Annotated in this window: 12 protein-coding genes; 2 read left to right on the top strand and 10 right to left on the bottom strand. The window is 72.1% G+C overall.

What is annotated here, in order from left to right; all coding sequences use genetic code 11:
• Positions 1–5: 5 nt before the first annotated feature.
• From MOV08_RS01820 to MOV08_RS01800, 5 genes are all read right to left on the bottom strand, one after another.
• Complete coding sequence (locus MOV08_RS01820; protein WP_275305888.1) at positions 6–1,079, bottom strand: LCP family protein; 1,074 nt, start codon at positions 1,077–1,079, stop codon at positions 6–8.
• Between the two features lie 17 nt (positions 1,080–1,096).
• Positions 1,097–3,193 carry a bifunctional polysaccharide deacetylase/glycosyltransferase family 2 protein gene (locus MOV08_RS01815; protein ID WP_275305887.1) on the bottom strand — a complete coding sequence of 699 codons (2,097 nt, stop codon included), beginning with the start codon at positions 3,191–3,193 and terminating at the stop codon, positions 1,097–1,099.
• 1,117 nt (positions 3,194–4,310) lie between these two features.
• A complete protein-coding gene (locus MOV08_RS01810; protein WP_275305886.1) occupies positions 4,311–5,738 on the bottom strand; it encodes an MFS transporter in 1,428 nt (475 codons plus the stop codon).
• Positions 5,735–7,756 (bottom strand): PEP/pyruvate-binding domain-containing protein, encoded by a 2,022-nt coding sequence (locus tag MOV08_RS01805; protein ID WP_275305885.1) that lies wholly within the window; start codon positions 7,754–7,756, stop codon positions 5,735–5,737. The genes MOV08_RS01810 and MOV08_RS01805 overlap by 4 nt, the downstream gene beginning before the upstream one ends.
• Positions 7,753–9,138, bottom strand: a complete 1,386-nt coding sequence (locus tag MOV08_RS01800) for an ATP-grasp domain-containing protein (protein WP_275305884.1) — start codon at positions 9,136–9,138, stop codon at positions 7,753–7,755. Before MOV08_RS01800 ends, MOV08_RS01805 begins: the two co-directional genes overlap by 4 nt.
• Before the next feature lie 559 nt (positions 9,139–9,697).
• Between MOV08_RS01800 and MOV08_RS01795 the strand changes: the two genes are divergently transcribed.
• On the top strand, positions 9,698–10,981 hold the full coding sequence (locus MOV08_RS01795; protein ID WP_039628952.1) for a PAS domain-containing protein: 1,284 nt from the start codon (positions 9,698–9,700) through the stop codon (positions 10,979–10,981).
• Between the two features lie 165 nt (positions 10,982–11,146).
• Here the strand turns inward: MOV08_RS01795 and MOV08_RS01790 are convergent, their stop codons facing one another.
• The 5 genes from MOV08_RS01790 to crcB (MOV08_RS01770) all read right to left on the bottom strand — a co-directional run bounded on the left by MOV08_RS01790 (position 11,147) and on the right by crcB (MOV08_RS01770) (position 15,565).
• Positions 11,147–13,105, bottom strand: coding sequence for a collagenase (locus tag MOV08_RS01790; RefSeq protein ID WP_039628951.1), 1,959 nt, complete (start codon positions 13,103–13,105; stop codon positions 11,147–11,149).
• Between the two features lie 197 nt (positions 13,106–13,302).
• Positions 13,303–14,262, bottom strand: a complete 960-nt coding sequence (locus MOV08_RS01785) for a LysR family transcriptional regulator (protein WP_039639924.1) — start codon at positions 14,260–14,262, stop codon at positions 13,303–13,305.
• Between the two features lie 215 nt (positions 14,263–14,477).
• Complete coding sequence (crcB, locus tag MOV08_RS01780; protein ID WP_039628949.1) at positions 14,478–14,852, bottom strand: fluoride efflux transporter CrcB; 375 nt, start codon at positions 14,850–14,852, stop codon at positions 14,478–14,480.
• Positions 14,849–15,022 (bottom strand): DUF190 domain-containing protein, encoded by a 174-nt coding sequence (locus tag MOV08_RS01775; RefSeq protein ID WP_338057124.1) that lies wholly within the window; start codon positions 15,020–15,022, stop codon positions 14,849–14,851. The genes crcB (MOV08_RS01780) and MOV08_RS01775 overlap by 4 nt, the downstream gene beginning before the upstream one ends.
• Before the next feature lie 51 nt (positions 15,023–15,073).
• A complete protein-coding gene (gene crcB / locus MOV08_RS01770; protein ID WP_239009881.1) occupies positions 15,074–15,565 on the bottom strand; it encodes a fluoride efflux transporter CrcB in 492 nt (163 codons plus the stop codon).
• A gap of 383 nt (positions 15,566–15,948) precedes the next feature.
• Here crcB (MOV08_RS01770) and MOV08_RS01765 point away from each other — a divergent pair, with 383 nt between their 5' ends.
• Complete coding sequence (locus MOV08_RS01765; RefSeq protein WP_039628943.1) at positions 15,949–16,263, top strand: putative quinol monooxygenase; 315 nt, start codon at positions 15,949–15,951, stop codon at positions 16,261–16,263.
• Positions 16,264–16,285: the final 22 nt, after the last annotated feature.

Here is a 16,285-nt window from a genome sequence, read left to right as displayed (position 1 = left end):
CGGGTTCACCGGCTCTTGCCGCCCTTGACGTCCACCGGAAGGTCGTCGCGCAGCTCGCGGAACAGCCGCTGTGCTCGGGAGCGGTCCCAGAGCACGGCGCTGCCCTCGGCGGTGGGGATGCCGATGGCGGACACCGGAGCGTTGAGCTGGGTGCCGTGGCCGCCGTTGACTCCCCGGACCGCCTGGAACATCGAGGTGAGGTCCAGCAGATCGGTGTTCCGGTCGACGATGAGGGTGTCCAGTCCGGCGTTGAGGGCGGAGTAGACGGCGAACGGGTTCAGTACCGTGCCCGGCTCCGCCGCCCGGTGGGCGAGGGCGGTGAGGAACTTCTGCTGGTTGCGGGTGCGGCCCAGATCGCCCTGGGCCTCCTGGTGGCGCTGGCGGACGAAGGCGAGCGCCGCGGTGCCGTCGAGGGTGTGGCAGCCCTTGGTGAAGTCGGCGCCGGACTTCTCGTCCTTGAGGTTCCGGTCGAGGCAGATCGGGACGCCGCCGACGGCGTCGACCAGGTTGACGAAGCCCGCGAAGCCCACCTCCACGTAGTGGTCGATCGTCAGGCCGGTGTTGTGCTCGACGGTGTTGACCAGCATTTTCGGACCGCCGATCGCGAACGAGGCGTTCAGCTTGTGCTTCGCCGGGCCGTGCCGCTTGCCGGTCATCGGACTGGTGTAGGCCGGGACGGTCAGCCACGAGTCGCGCGGCAGGCTCACCATCGTGGTGCCGGCCGGGCCGGTGTGCAGCAGGATCATCGAGTCCGTGCGCCGGCCGCCGGCCGAACCGGTGTGCAGCTCCTGCTTCTCGCGGTCCGTGAGGCCCTCGCGGCTGTCGGACCCGACGAGGAGGTAGGTGGTGCCGCTGCCGCTGTCCTCATCCCCGCCGGACGTGCCGAGGTCGACGGTGTCGTGGAGCTTGCCGTCCGCCCAGGCGAAGGCGCCGGCGGGCACGACGAGGAGGGCGACCAGCAGCCCGACGGCGATACGGACCACCGGCCGCTTGCGCCGGGAGCGGTGCGCGCGGCGCCGCGGTGCGGGTTCGCCGGCCGAGGACGGGGCGCCGGCCCGGTGCCCCCCTGTGCTGCTCATGTGCTCACTCTCCTCGGTCACTTCGACGACAGGGTGCTCGGATGGGGGACCGGCTCGCCGAGCAGATGTTGGTCGGCGGTGCCGGAGCGGTGCATGCGGTGCCAGGTGAGACGGGTGCCGAGCAGCGCGGTGACCACGGACTGGATCACGACGAGGTACAGCAGCTGCCGGTAGAAGAAGAGTTGGAGCGGCAGGGCCCACAGCACACCGAGCCGTTCGTGGTCCAATCGCAGCGCATAGGCCGCGGTGGCCATCTGGACGGCGAGGAAGCCCAGCCAGACCCCGAGGGCCTGCGGGGTGTCGCCGAAGCACAGCCCGTAGAGGGCGAAGACGTCGACGACCGGTGCGAACAGCGGCAGCACGATCTGGAACAGGGCCAGATAGGTCAGTCCGCGACGGCCGAAGCGGCCGGCCGGCCCGACCTCGATCAGGGCGTGGCGGTGCTTCCACATCGACTGCAGCGTTCCGTAGCACCAGCGGTAGCGCTGGCGCCACAACTGGCGGAAGCTGCTGGGTACTTCGGTCCAGGCGACGGCCCGCTCCTCGTAGACCGCGCGTCGGCCCGCGCGCCACAGTGCCATGGTGAGGTCGGTGTCCTCGGCCAGGGTGTCGTCGCTGATGCCGCCGATCGCGGTGAGCGCGTCCCGGCGGAACGCCCCGATGGCACCGGGGACCGTCGGCATGCACTCCAGCACCTCGAACATGCGCCGGTCCAGATTGAAGCCGAGGACGTACTCCAGGTGCTGCCATCTGCCCAGCAGGCCGCCCCGGTTGCCGACCTTGGTGTTGCCGCTGACCGCACCGATCGTCGGGTCGGCCAGCGGCTGGATGAGCTGGTGGAGGGCGTCCGGCTCGAAGACGGTGTCCGCGTCGACCACGACGATGATCTCGTGACGCGCGTAGCGCAAGCCGGTGCCGAGGGCGTTCGGCTTACCGGAGTTGGGCTGCTGCACCACGGTGACCCGCGGGTCGCCGAGGCCCCGGGCGATCTCCGCGGTCCGGTCCGTCGACCCGTCGTCGATGACGAGGATCTGCAGGTCCCGGTGTGTGGAGGCGAGCAGGGAGCGCACGGTGGCCCCGATGCCCGCCTCCTCGTTGTACGCCGGAACCAGCACCGTCACCGGGTCGGTCACCTTGCGCAGCCAGGGCGCGCCGGACCGGTGCCGGTGCCGGCGGCGCACATGGACGCGGGCGAGGAAGGCGACCACCACCAGGCGGAGGATGCCCAGTGCGCCGGCGATCCCCAGCGCCCAGGTCATTGCGCGTGCGAAGGTGTGCCCGAGCGACTGGATCCGGATCAGCGCACTGCCCTGGATGCGTTCCAGGAGGGAGGCCGGAGTGACCAGCGAGGGCCTTTCGAGTCCGTCGGTGACCGTGGTGAAACGGCCCACTTCGGGGTCGGTCAGCAGCTTCTCCGCCTCCTGGTACCCCAGCGCGGTCTGGCTGTACTGGCGGACCACGCCCAGCGGAGGTCTGCGGGTGGACGGGGTGGCGGCGACGAGCAGGTAGCCCTGGTCGGAGGCGTGTTGCGCGGCCGTCCACTCCGCGCCGCACAGCGTGTCGGCGGTGGTGGTGTGCGGCAGCCGCAGCAGCCGGGTGGTGACGCCGGCGGCTCCCGCCAGGGCGGTACGGGTCAGGGAGAGTTCCCACCTGGCGCGGAGCGCTGAGGCGCTGCCCAGGTCGCCGCCTGTGTAGGTGTACGAGCCGATCTCGTGGCCGGCTTCATGGATGCGCCGGACCAGGTCCGGGTGGCGCGCCGCCTGGGTCCCGTAGAGGAAGAAGGTGGCGTGTGCGTGGTGCGCGCGCAGCAGGTCGAGCAGCCGCGGGGTCCATACCGGGTCCGGGCCGCCGTCGAAGGTGAGCGCGGCGGTGCGGAACGGCATCTGCGCGGTCTCGGCGGTGCCGGCGCCGGTGACCCGCAGCACCGGATCCCCGTTGTCGGCGGATCTCGGTATGGGACGGGTGCAGGCTTGTCGCGTGCGGGAGCCGTCGACCTCGTGGGTGGTCCAGCCTTCGAAGAGCAGGGAGGCCGCGACTATGGGGAGGATCAGCAGCAACAACAACCAGTGCCGGCGTGGGGGGTGGCGCAACGCGTGCCGCCCCTGGCCTGACATCGCCACAAGGGGCCCTTTCTGTCGGGGAGTCTGCCCGGTGGGAGGGCGGCCGCCCGCGCGGGCACGCCGGGGCGGCGGGCGCGGGCGACGACGCCGAGGTGCGGTACCGGGGAGCGCCTGGACGCCCGGCGGTGGTGCCGGGGAAGGCTTGATGCCCCGTCACCGGGTGCGACGGTGAGCGTCGCACCCGGGGCGGCTCGCCGGTGCTGCCTCTCCTACGGGGCAGGGACGGGGTCCGCGGGGGCGGCGGACGAGGACGCGCGCTGCCCTATGGGCACGGCGGGTCCGGGAGTGCGGGACGGCACCGCGCGCCGGGGGCGGTCGGTGCTGTGGGGTTGCTGATGTCTTGCGTGTTGCGGGAGTTGGCCGGCCTGGTCCGGCGCCGGTTGCCCGGCCGCTTGCGGAGATCCGCCGAACACGACGACGAGAAGCACGAGATATCCGGTGCACATGCACCCTACGGTCAACGCCACACTTCCCAGTAAGCGTCGACGCCTGCCTGAGGTGTCGACAAATACGGGACGATTGCGCTGTTTACCGGGGCGAATGCTGTGGGGGGTAGCGGTTCGCATGGGGGGTGAGTGTATCCAGCTGTGCGCGAAGCGGAACAGAAAGATCGGCCAGTGCTTCCGCGCCGGTGGCGTCGGTGGTGAAGCCGCCGGTGGCAAAAGCGCAACTCCTACCCGCCCACGGCATGTTCATTCATCACCGCACGGCAATCCGCCGACCGATGTCCCTTTCGTCCGGACGCTTCCGGCGGGATTTCACATCCTCTTCGCGAAATGATTCATGATGTGAAGTCACTCACGTCGCCCGGCGATAGTGCCGGGCAATTGCGCCGTTCAATAAGCGTGTTGCGGTGATGTGTGCGGTGTTCGCCCCTCGCGGTATATCCATGGGCGACAGCACACAAATCCGGCGCATCGCCGGCCGTTTCGTCGCGCTCCGGCGGGGCGCTTCGACGGTCCGTGGCGCCGCGGCTCGACCGCCGGGCCGGCGCCCGATCGCGCCGGCCCGGCAATGCTCACCCCGTCGCGGGCGAGCGCTCCAGGGCGTGTCGTCAAACTCCCGTCGTTCGCCCGGAGGGCGGGCCTCGCGGCGTCTGGTGCGTGCGATCTCAAGGCGGAGGGTCATCCCGGTACTGGGCGTACCGGGGTGAGCCCGACAACGCAGAGAGCGTGCGTGCCAGGCGTCGCGAGGCAGGCGGGAGTTTGACGACAGGCCCTAGAGCCGATGCGTTCGCCCCCGTGCCTGCCCTGCCGGGGCGCGCCGTGTCGCGGGCGCCGCGGTGTCGGCGCAGCAGCAGGTGGAGCACGGCCAGCAGGACGGCGGTGGCCAGTGCGCTGTGCCAGAGGAGGGCGTCCAGGCGGCCGGCCGAGAGATAGCCGCCCGCGGCGACGGCCGCCACCGCGCACACCGCCCGGTCGACGATGCTTTCGAGGGACAGCAGGGTGGCGCGGGGCGCCCCCGCGGGGATGGCGTCGTTCACCAGCTTCCGCTGCAGCGGATAACCGAAGCCGGCGACGGCGGCGAACAGGCACAGCAGGGCGACGACGGCCCAGGGCCCGCCGAGCGTGCTGCCCGCCAGGGTCGCCGCCATCGCCAGGCTGAGCAACGACACCCAGGTCACCGGGGACAGCCGGGTGGTGAGCCAGTGCGGGCGGGCCGAGGCCACCGCTTCGGCGACGGTCATCGCGGCCAGCGCCCCACCGTGCGCACCGTCGGGGATGCCGTGGTCGAGCAGGATCGGCTGGAAGAGGTTGACCTGGCAGATGCGGGCGAGGGTGAAGAGCGCGACGCCCTGCACCATCACCAGGGCGAGCCAGGGCGTGGCGCGGACGGTGCGCAGCGCGACCGTCGCCTCGTGCCAGAAGGAACCGGCGGTGCGTCGGCCGGAGCGGCCTGCCCGGTCCCCGCCGTCGGAGGGGTACTGGCGCGGCAGCAGCACGGCGCAGACCAGCGAGCCGGCGGCGCTCGCCGCGCTCAGGACGTACGGCGCGCAGTGCGCGAGAGCCATCAACGGGCCGACCAGCGGCCAGCACACCACCTTCGCCGCCAGACCCAGCGCCCTGGCCTGGCCCTCGGCCTTCAGGTAGTGCTCGGACGCGCCCTCGGCCCGCAGGCCGTCGTAGAGGTAGGCGCTGGCGGCGCCCGAGGTCAGTGAGCGTCCGGCGGCGATGAGCAGGAAGTGGACCAGGAAGCCGGAGTAGTGCAGGGCCAGCACCGGGACCAGGTTCGCCGCGGTCATCACGACCGCGCCGGCCCGCAGACAGTTGCGGGTGCCGATGCGGTCGGCGACCAGCCCGGTGGGGATCTCGAAGAGGCAGAAAGCCAGGTAGTAGATGCTCTGGATGCCGAAGATCTGGCCGTCGGTCAGGCCGGCCTGCCGCTGGTAGGCGTAGAACACCGGCATCCACCACAGCAGGTTGAACAGCAGCTGGAAGCCGTTGTTGAGGCGGATGATGCGGCGGGCCCCCGGCGAGGGGGGCGCGCCGACCCGGGTGCGGGGCGTGCGGGAACGGCCGCGGCCGAGGCGGCCGCTCACCGCGCGTAGGGGCGGATCTGGACCACGTGGAAGGCGCCCTGATCGGTCATCAGCCACTCGATGTCCAGGGGCCGGTCCACGTCTTGGTCGCTGAAGTGCGACTGGAGCAGCCGGCCGGCCAGCGCCAGTCGGCCCAGCCGCTGCCGGGTCCCGGCGGGCAGGTCACTGCCGCACGAGCCCAGCGCCACGGTGCGGCCACCGCCCTCGACCGTGTTGTACAGGTACTGCAGCGGCAGCGCGGTGCCGTCGACGACGGTCTCGGGCGAGCCGGGGGAGCAGTTGAGGCAGACGTTGCGGAAGTCCGCGCGCCGGGTCGGGTTGCAGGTCACCAGTACGCCGCCGAGGTCCGCGGCCTGATAGCGCTGGATGATCACCCCCATGTAGGCGTCGTCGAGCGGGATGCCCGCCTGGTGGCGCAGCCGGACACTGCGGGGCGAGAACAGCGACGCCCACACCCGGCGTACCGCGTCCAGGAGTTGGGCCGTGCCGCGCACGTCGGTGACCGAGTCGTAGACGCCGGCGGCGGAGAACCCGGGCAGGTCCTCGGCGTTGGAGGAGGACCGCACCACCAGACGGTCCGCGCCGTCCGGGCCGGCGGGCAGCGCCCCGGTGATGCGGCGGGCCAGTCCGTCGGGCATCGGGGCGTGCCGGAGCAGGTCCTGCAACGTGCGGCAGCGCCGGTCCACCGTGTCCGCCGCGTCGCCCTCCAGCGCGGCCCTCAGCTCGTCGATGCCCGCTCGGACGGTGGGGGAGGAGGCCAGGAAGCGGTGTTGCAGGGCGAACGGGAGCGCGACGCCGTCGGGTGCCTCGACCGTGGCGCGGGTGAACGCCGAGGCGGCGGCCCGCAGTTCCGCGCCGCGGGTGGTGGGTGCGACGCCCAGGCGCGCCGTGAGGTGGGCGTACAGGTCGGTCCGCGGCGGGCGGGGACGGCCGTGGAACGCGGTCAGGTCGACGCGGTGGTCGCCGAGGACGTGGTGCAGCTCCCCGAGGTTGGCCGCCTTGGTGCCGTAGCAGTCCTGGTCGGTGCGGCGCAGCCGGTGCAGGGGCAGTGCGGGCAGGTCCGTCAGCCGCGGGGGGCGGACCCGGACCGGCTGCCGTTGCCACGCCGGCGCGGTGAGCGTCGGCGGCTGGGCGAGGCGCACCAGGGTGATGTCGTCGTCGCGCACCTCGTAACGGACCCAGGCGCCGTCCAGGCCGTCCGCCACGACCAGGTGATCCAGGTCGCGGACGATCGCGTTGGGGATGCCCCAGCCGGAGGCGAGGACGTTGGTGTGCGAGAGCGGGGTGGTGGGGGTGGTGTTGATGAAGCCGGCGACCCGCGGCACGTCGTCGGGCAGCCGGGGCATGGCCACGATGTCGGACCAGCCGAGGGCACCGGCCGCGGCGGCGTACTCACCGGCCGTCCGGAAGTGGCGCAGCCGGCCGACGGCCTCGCCGGGGTTCAGCGGGGTCCGGGTCCGGCTGCCGAACAGCTGATGGCTGTGGATCCGCGGCACCCGGACGTCGCTGATCACGGCGAGTTCGTGTTCCTGCCCGTGGTTGGCCGGTTTCAGCAGCAGCGGGAGCCGGGCGTCGAGCCGGTGGCGGACGGAGGCGTAGAACTCCTCCAGCAGGGGGCCGGACATGGTGTCGGCCTCCGTCGTCTCCAGAACGAGGAAGGGCCGCTCCCCACCGTCGGTGCCGTGGTCGGTGTGCAGGGAGAGCACGCCCAGCAGGAACCGGCGCTCGGGGTCCGTGTAGACCGAGGCGTTGACGGCGTCCAGCCGGGCGTCGAGCTCCGCCGGCCGCATGCCGAGGATGCGGGTGGCGAGGTAGTCGACGTGGAAGGGGTGCACCACGGTGTCGAGGAGGTGCCAGGTGTTCTCGGCGCGGTCCACCACGACCTTGAGATAGGGGTGTCCGGCCAGGGTTCCGGCCAGGGCGCGGAAGAGCGGCAGGGAGAGCTGCTCGCCGACGGTCGTGCGGTCGGCTGCGGGGCGCGCCGCGGTCATGGCGAGGGTGGTCGCAACGCCGTTCATGAGCGGGCCTCCAGGGGCTCGGTGTCGTCCCCGGCCGCCGGGAGGAGGCGCGGCAGGGCGTCGACCAGGACGCGGAAGTCGTGCAGCACGGTCTCGGGGTCGGTGGCGGACAGCAGGCACAGGGCGGCCATGGTGTTCGCGCCGGCCGCCGGGTCGTAGACCGGCACCGGTGTCCCGTCCGGGAGCGAGTTCTCGGCCACCACGGACAGCGCGCTGCCGGGGCTCAACGGTGCCGCGTCCCGTACGGCCGGGAAGTCCCAGCGGCGGCGGTCCGGCCAGGCGGCGCCGTCGCCGTCCACGGCCAGCACGACGAGGGAGCCGGCCGCCCCGCGCGCCTCCTGTGCCGGGCGGGCCTCGGCCGGCCAGTTCACCGGGCGTCCCAGCAGCTGGTCGACGAGCATGCCGATGAGGTCCAGGCCGAAGACCTCCTCGATCTGCGGGACGGTCATCGCCCCGCCGAACCGGGCCGCGGTCTCGATCACCCACATCCGGCCGTCGGCGCCGAGCTTGATCTCGGTGTGGATACCGCAGTTCTCCAGGCCCAACGCATCGACGGCCCGCCGGGCCAGGGCCACGACGCGCTGCTGGGCGTCGGACGGCAGCGCGGCCGGGGTGATGCCGGCGCGCTCGGTGAACGGCTCCACCGTCGGCATCCGGCCACTGAGGCAGACCGGGTGGAAGACACCGTCGACGACGGCGCCCTCGACGCTGACGTAGTCGCCCCAACCCGGCTGCGCGAACCATCCCTCCGCGGTGCCGGGCACGATCTCCTCCACCAGGAAGTCGCCGTCGGCGCCGGCCACATGCAGCTCGGCGTAGCCCAGCCCGGCGGATTCGGCCATCACCTCGCGCGCCCGGCGCCAGGCCGCCGGCACCTCGTCGGTGCAGCGGATGATCCGGTGTGCGGTGGACCCGGCGCTCCAGGCGGCCTTCAGCAGCAGCGGGCCGCGGAGTTCGGCGGCCGCCTCGTGCAGCTCCCGCTCGTCGGCCACCGGCCGGAACCGGGGCTGGGGGACACCCTGTTGGGCCCAGACACGGCGCATCAGCCGCTTGTCCCGGGCGAGCGCGCAGGACCGGCCGGCGCCGGCCAGGCCGAGCTTCGCGCACGCCTCCGCGACCGCGACGACCGCGTACTCGGAGAAGGTGACGACCGCATCCGCGCCCACCTCCTGGGCCCGGGCCACGATCAGGGACACCAGATCGCCCCGCTCGGGCCCGTCGGCGGTCACCACGGAGGCGCACCGGCGCCCGGCGGACGCGGCGACCGTGGGCGGCAGCGGGCTGAGCGCCAGCAGGTGCACCGCCGCACGTGCGGCGACCCGTGACAGGGCATACCCCAGGGGCGGTCCGCCCTTGGCATACACGAACAGCACCGTGCTCACTGGAATCCGACTCCTTCACAGATGGGTGAGGCCGTCTGACGGCAATCGGCGTCCGCGATCCGATGCCCGGACGCCCTGTATCCAGCGAACCAGTCGGACGGCCCCCGGTCGGCCGCCACGGGCCCCGACTCCTCAGGCAAATGCCAGAGTTGAAGGCTTCGCAGGACGGCTGTGAAGGTTCTGTGATGCCGTAGGGCCTGTCGTCAAACTCCCGTCGTCCGCCCGGAGGGCGGGCCGGGCGGTGTCCGGTGCGTGCTCTCGGCGTGCCGGGCGATGGCCCCTGTACGGGCGTACTGGGGCCATCGCCCGGTGCGGCGAAGGGGGTCCCCCCGCCCGAGCCGTGCGAAGCCGGTTCGAGGGTGGGGGCGTGTGACGGGCGACGACCGGCAGACGGGAGTTTGACGACAGGCCCTAGGGGCGTCGGCCCGCGCCGAGTCGCGCCAGATCGGCCGAGAACCGGGCATACGCCATGCGGGCCGGGGATACGGATGCCCGTGCGAGCGGCATGGAAAGGGCCGCGGCGCGCACCCCTCGAACTCCTCCGCACAGAAAGGCCGTCGTGGACGAGACCGGTCTGAAGTCGCTGCTCGAACACCTCCCGGTGTCCTGGTGGGAGGCCGACCGCGAGCTACGGGTGATCGACAGCGGAGGCGGGGCCTTCGGCGACACCGGCACCGCCCAGCGCTTCCTCGACACCCTGCGCCGGGAACCGCCCGCACCCTCCACGGAGCCGGGCGAGCGGCACCGGCAGGCGCGGTTCGACGGCCGGCTCTTCGACGTGAACTGGCCCCTCGACGCACCCCGCCCGGACCGCACCCGCGGAGTCGCCGTGGAGGTCGGTCCGGCGGAAGCCGCCACCCGCCGCTACGACGCCTTCGCCGACCTCGCCCCCGCCGCGGCCTTCATCCGGGACGCCGACGGCCGCTACCGCTGGGCCAACCACGCCTACGCCCACCTCTACGGCACCACGCCCGAGCACGTCATCGGCAAGTACGTCCACGACGTCGACGCCCCGGTCGACGCCGACCACGTGCTGGCACTGGACCGGGACGTGCTCGCCCGCGGCAAACCGGTCCGGCACACCCTCACCTACCACCGCGCCGACGGCACCAGCGGCCACGCGGCCGGCCACCGCTTCCCGGTCCGCGAGGGCACCGAGACCTGTGTGGCCGGAATCTACGTCGACATCAGCGACTACACCCGCGCCCTGCGCCAGCGCCGGGAGGCGGAGGACAACCTCTACGCCCTGCGCGACCACAGCGGCCTGCCGTGCGCCCTGCTCTCCGCGGGCGGCCGCATCCTGCAGGCCAGCGCGGCGGCCGCCGAACTGCTGGGCACCCGGCTCTCGGAGCTCGTCGGCCGCCGGGCCCACACCCTGCTCGCCCCCGCACCGGATCTGCCGGCGCTGGAACGGAGTTGGCGCGCCCTGGTCGCCCGCCGTAACCGCCGCCTGCAGACCTCCGCCGTCCTCCTCGACGGCAGCGGCCGGCAGCGCCGCGCCCGGCTGCACCTCACGACGGTGGGCCGCGGCACGTCCCGCGCCGCCGGAGTCTGGGCCGTGGTCACCCACCAGGGCCTCGCCCACGAGGCGCACCCGCCCCTCACCGCCAGCCAGGTCCGCATCCTCTCCCTGCTCGCGGCCGGACGCAGCAACGCCGAGATCGCCACGCAGCTGCACCTGTCCCGGCAGACCGTCGACTACCACCTCAGCCGCCTCCGGGACCTCCTGGACGCCCCGACCCGATGCGCCCTGGTCGCCCGCGCCTACGTCCTGGGGATCCTCGCGCCCCAGGCATGGCCACCCCGCTCCGCGACGGCGGGACACCCGCACAGCGCCACGTGACGGCCGCCCGTCCGCCGAGCCCGCCGTGCCGCCCGACCGGGGCAGCGGCCGCCACGCAGCAGGCTCCCGGCACATCCCGCCCGGTTGTCGCGGGACGGGATGCGCCGGGAGCCATGTGCCGCGCGCGGTGCTCAGTGCGGCTCGACGCGCCTCAGTGCGACGCCGTCACCGTGCCTTCTTGCCGGAGCAGGCGCCGGACGCGCACGCCGTCAGCCAGGCATCGAAGTCGTCGTCGTAGCGGGTACCGATGTCGTTGTTGTAGACGGCGTAGCCGCCCGCGTAGTCGCCGGTCCTGAAGTGCCCGAGCATGTTCGCGATGTCCTCGGGGTGCTTCTCGAACATGTAGCGGACCGCGAGATAGCCCCACGGGTAGGTGCGGGTCACATCGCTGTTGGCGTAGGTGCTCTGGAACAGCGTGCTCAGCTTGTAGGTGTGCTTTCCGGCCTCGCTCACCGCCCCGTCGTCGGTGACGCCGCGGTAGCCGTACGAGACGTACTCGGCGAGCCCCTCGATCCACCAGACGTCCGGGACCGTGGTCTGCTGGTTGAAGTCGCCCTTCATGTCGTCGCGGGCGTCGAGGTAGTGCGTGTACTCGTGGTTGAGGTTCCAGATCCCGGCCGGGAAGCCGTCGTCGGGGTCCTTCTGGTACTCGATGGACATCGGCTGGTTGTCAGGCTTGGTGGGGTCCCCGACCAGGGTGATGCCGCCGTTGTTGGTGTCGACGCCGTAGATCGCCCCGGCGTAGGTCTGGTAGTCGTTGCGGCTGGCGAAGACGACGATCTGGACCGTCGACTCGTACTGGCCGGGGATCGGGCCGTTGTCCTTCACGAGCTTGTGGAAGAAGGCGTCCTGGTTCAGGAGGCTGGCGCAGGCGGCGTCGAGGTCGGCCGCGGTCAGCGCCTGCGCCTTGATGGTGTGCGTCTGGTCGCAGGAGTGGGTTACCGGCAGCGCCGCCTTGGTGAGTTGATCGGCCAGGTTGCACACCCCGTAGTACGAGCAGTTGCCCTTGTCGTAGGAGTCGGCCTGGGAGGCGACCGTGACCCACAGCGGCGCGGTCGGCCCGGTGATCTTCGACGCGTCCAGCAGCCCCTTCATCAGCGGCCGGACCTTGTCCTGGAGCGGCTGGTGCTCGACGTAACGCCCCACGTTCATCCCGGCGTTGGAGTCCAGATAGGACTTGTCGGTGCCCAGCAGGTCCAGGTGGTCCCGCGCGAACGAGTCGAGCGTGTCGATGATGCTCGGGTCGGCCGTCACCGCCTTGACGTACGCGTCGTTCCAGTTGCCGCGCCAGAGCGGGGTGTAGACGTCGTTGACGGCCGCCAGCATGCTGGGGATGGCGTCGTAGGAGCCGTTGTAGCCCGTCAGCACCCGCTTGTAGACGTCCAGGTAGCGGCCCTGCTCGTTGGCGCTGTCCGAGAGGACGACGACCTCCCCGAGGACATCGCCGTTCCCCGCGGAGACGTCCTTGGAGTGGGCGTTGGCGAAGAACGCGTCCAGGCCGCCCTCGATGGCCGTGGCCAGGTCCTGGCCGTATTGGCCGACGTCGGACGGGTGGTTGGACTGCACGTAGTAGCCGGCTCGCAGGAACAGCACCAGCTGCCACACGTTCGCCGAGTTGTCGCCGGAGTACGACGCCGCCCCGTCCTTGAAGGCGTTGGCCACGGTGACCATCTGCTCCTCGCGGAACACCGCGTGCGCGTCCTGACCGGTGACCGAGAAGAGGGTGTTGATGCAGTCCATGGTTGCGGCCTTGACGGCCTGGACCAGGTCCGATCCGGTCCGGCCGCCGAAGTCGCCCGGGCTGCAGGCTGCCGCGCCGGGGTGCTCGGTGCCCTTGTGCTTCGCCGCTGCAGTCGAAGAAGTGGGGGGATTCTTCGCGTTGAGCGGGCGGAGCCCGGCGGGGTCGAGCGGCCGGCCCGGTTGCGCCGGATACTCGCCCGTGCCGACGGTCGAGCCGGTCGGCGGCGGTATGTGGTGCGGCACGGGGCGGGACCCGGTCGCGGACGTGGGGGTGGCCGTCGGCGAGGGCGTGGCCAGTGCGGGCGTCGCCACAAGGCTGGCGATCGTCGCGCAGGCGGCCAGGCCGCCGACCACACATCTGGGCCAGGTGAAGCGATAGCGCATCCCTGCTCCTTCGTGGACAGATGCGCCTCGGGAAACGGTGAGGCGTGATCGGCACCTTCTCAGGGCACCCCGCCCGCCGACAATGCCGTGTGACATAGCACATGGGACTGACCGGCCATAACATCCTGCGTGACGAACTCCGCTACATCGGCGGGCAGTTGCCCCGCACCGAGCGTCTCCGCCCGGACCGTCCGCCTCTACGGCCTGGCCGCGCTCCACGTCCGCGAGGCCCAGGTGCGCAGATGGGGCGACTGTGCGCTCAGCGCACGGTACGCCGCGGAGGCCGAGCCGACGAGGGTCTCGGCGATCTCGGCGGCGACGCTCTCGCGCCGCCACGCCAGCACGTAACGGCACCACAGCGGCGTGCCGATCAGCGGTTTGACGATGACGCCGGGGATCGGCCGGAGCGTCGCCTGCACGACCGCGACCCCGAGCCCCTCGGCGATCATGCTCTGCAACTGCAGCTGATCACCGAGGAATTCATGCACCGCCGCCGGGGTGAATCCGGCCGACCTACAGGCCGCGTAGAACACCCCCGGCCACCCCGCCCCGTCGTCCGGCGTCACGAACCACGCGCTGTCGGCCAGATCCGCGAGCCCCACATCCACACTGTCCCTGAGCCGGTGGCGGGCCGGCAGCGCGACGAAGGACGGCTCGGTGACGATCCCGCGAAGCACCACCGCGGCGGAGTGCCGTAGCTCCCGCCCGGGATAGTCGGCGGCGATGGCCGCGTCCACCGCACCGTCCTCCAGCAGCCGGACGATCTCCGAGGACGGATACACGCTGCTCACCGTGAGTGCGACGTCCGGCAGCCGGTTCCGCAGCCGGGCGACCATCCCCGGCAGGACCGGGGAGTTGGTCGCCGCCAGCCGGAGCGCCCGGTGCGGGCCCGCGGCGCTCCCGGCCGGCCGGCGCCCGATGGCATCCGCGCGGGCCAGCACGTCACGGGCCTGCGCCAGCACCTCCGCGCCGTAGGGCGTCAGCTCGACGCCCGACGTCTTCCGCTCGAACAACGGGTCGCCCAAATGCCGTTCGATGCGCCGGAGTTGAGAACTCATCGCCGGCTGCGAGTATCCCAGCTCCGACGCGGCCCGTCCCACACTCCCGGCATCGGCGATCGCACACAGCACCCTCAGGTGTCGAAGCTCCAGCTCCACGCCCACACCCCTCCCATCCGGCCGGCGCATGACGCACACCCGGCACGCTCGACGCGTACGTCATACCGTGCAACTCCAGCGCGGGTCCGTACCGTTCAGGCGGAATTATTGGCGATCGCCACCGGAGGGCAAGTGCCCGCGGGCGGGGCGAGCCACCAAGCCGCCCCCGAACGCACCGCCGACCGAGGCAGGGTCCGGGAGCCTGGCGATCGTGGCTATCCCCAGAGCCCCTGTGCCAGTGCGGCCCCCACGAAGGCCGAACCCAGGCCGGCGGTGATGCTGCCCACGACGTTGGCCCCGGCGAAGAACCACGCGCCGTCCTCGGACAGCCGCAGCGTCTCGTAGGAGAACGTCGAGTACGTCGTCAGGGCCCCGCACAGCCCGGTGCCGACGAGCAGTTGCATCGAGGAGGGCGCCGCTCCGGCGGCCACCGCGCCGGTGACCAGCCCGAGGACCAAGCTGCCGAGGACGTTGACGGTGAAGGTTCCCCAGGGGAAGACGGTGTCGTGGCGCCGTTGGACGGCCCGGTCGGTCAGATACCGCAGCGGGGCTCCGATCATCGCGCCGATGAGGACGAGGACCCAGTTCACGCCTTGTTCTCCTGTTGGCTGGTGTAGTGGACGGCGTCGACCTCGTCGAGGGTCGCCACGCCCCGGTCCATGAGGTCGTCGAGCCGGGCGAGGAACGCCCTGGTGGGGGCCTCGTCGTCGACGATGACGATCGCCACCGGTAGTTCCTCGCTGAGCGAGAGAATCCGCATCGTTCTCCCCGACGAAGATCGTCAGCCGTAGTGCGTTGCTGTTCGGCCGGGTCATCGCCTCCTCCGCTTGATCATGCGCCGGGTCGGCGCGGCGCCCAGCCACACGGCCGCCAGTGCGGACAGGGCGGTCAGGGCCAGGTAGGCCAACGCGGCGCCGGCACGGTGCTGCCCGACCAGGACCCGGATGTCCACCACATACGTCGAGAACGTCGTGAAACCCCCGAGGACACCGGTGCCGAAGAAGGGCCGGACCAGCCGGGGGGCGGTCCACAGGTCGGTGATGACGACCATGAACACGCCGATCACCGCGCATCCGAGCACGTTGATGACCAGGGTGGTCCAGGGGAAGGCGCCAGGCACGGTGGGCCAGGTCAGGGACGCTCCGTAGCGCGCGGCGGCGCCCAGCGCCCCGCCGACGCAGACCGCACCGACCACCGGCCATTGACCCGTACGCGAAGGACGCCGCGGCCGGCCCGAATGATCTCGCGGGCCGCTCTCGGGCTCGACGGGCTCCTGCAGGGCCTCGACCTGAGGGGGTTCCACGCGCACTTCTCCTACTCGCTGGGCACCCGTGAGTGGGCGCGCTTGATCGCAAGTAGGGACCGTTGGCGGCACGAGGTGCTGCGGTTCGGGTACGGCGGGCCCCACCGCCGCACGGCAACGAAGAGCGGTTGCCGTCGGGGTCAGCGTAACGGCTGACGGGTGGGACTCCCACACGGACGGTTGTCTGCGATTGCGCCGCGCGGACGTTCGCCCAGCTCAGGTGGTTGTCTGTGGCTGGACGGACTGCGTTGTGACGGCGAGCGGATCGCCGTGCTCCCGGCCGTGCGGCCGAGCGAGGCCGCGGCGCGGTGCCTGGCATAAGGTGCTAGCGACCATCAAGATCGCGTCCGCGCCGTGGACGGATCCCAACTCAAGGAGTTTCCTTGCCGATCGTCGTTGCCACCCTCCGGACCAAGCCCGGCCGCCGGGAAGAGGTACTCAAGGCGTTCCGCCGGCACGCCCCTGCCGTGCACGCCGAGCCCGGCTGCCTGCTCTACGCCGCCCACGCCGGCGAGGACCGGGTCACTGTCGTGGAGAACTGGGCCGACCAGGCGGCCCTCGACGCCCACTCGTCCGGGCCGGTGCTCGCCACGCTGGGCGGGGAGATCGCGGACGCGCTGGACGGCCCGATGGACGTCGCGGTGCTGGAGCCGGTGCCCGCCGGCGAACCGGACAAGGGCCGGCTGCCCAACACCTGAGCCGGATCGGCCCACCGGCCGG

It is taken from the genome of Streptomyces yunnanensis (assembly GCF_029011865.1).
Classification (GTDB): domain Bacteria; phylum Actinomycetota; class Actinomycetes; order Streptomycetales; family Streptomycetaceae; genus Streptomyces; species Streptomyces yunnanensis.
Note: the sequence above shows the minus strand (reverse complement) of the source record. Positions and strands in the feature narration are given on the sequence as shown.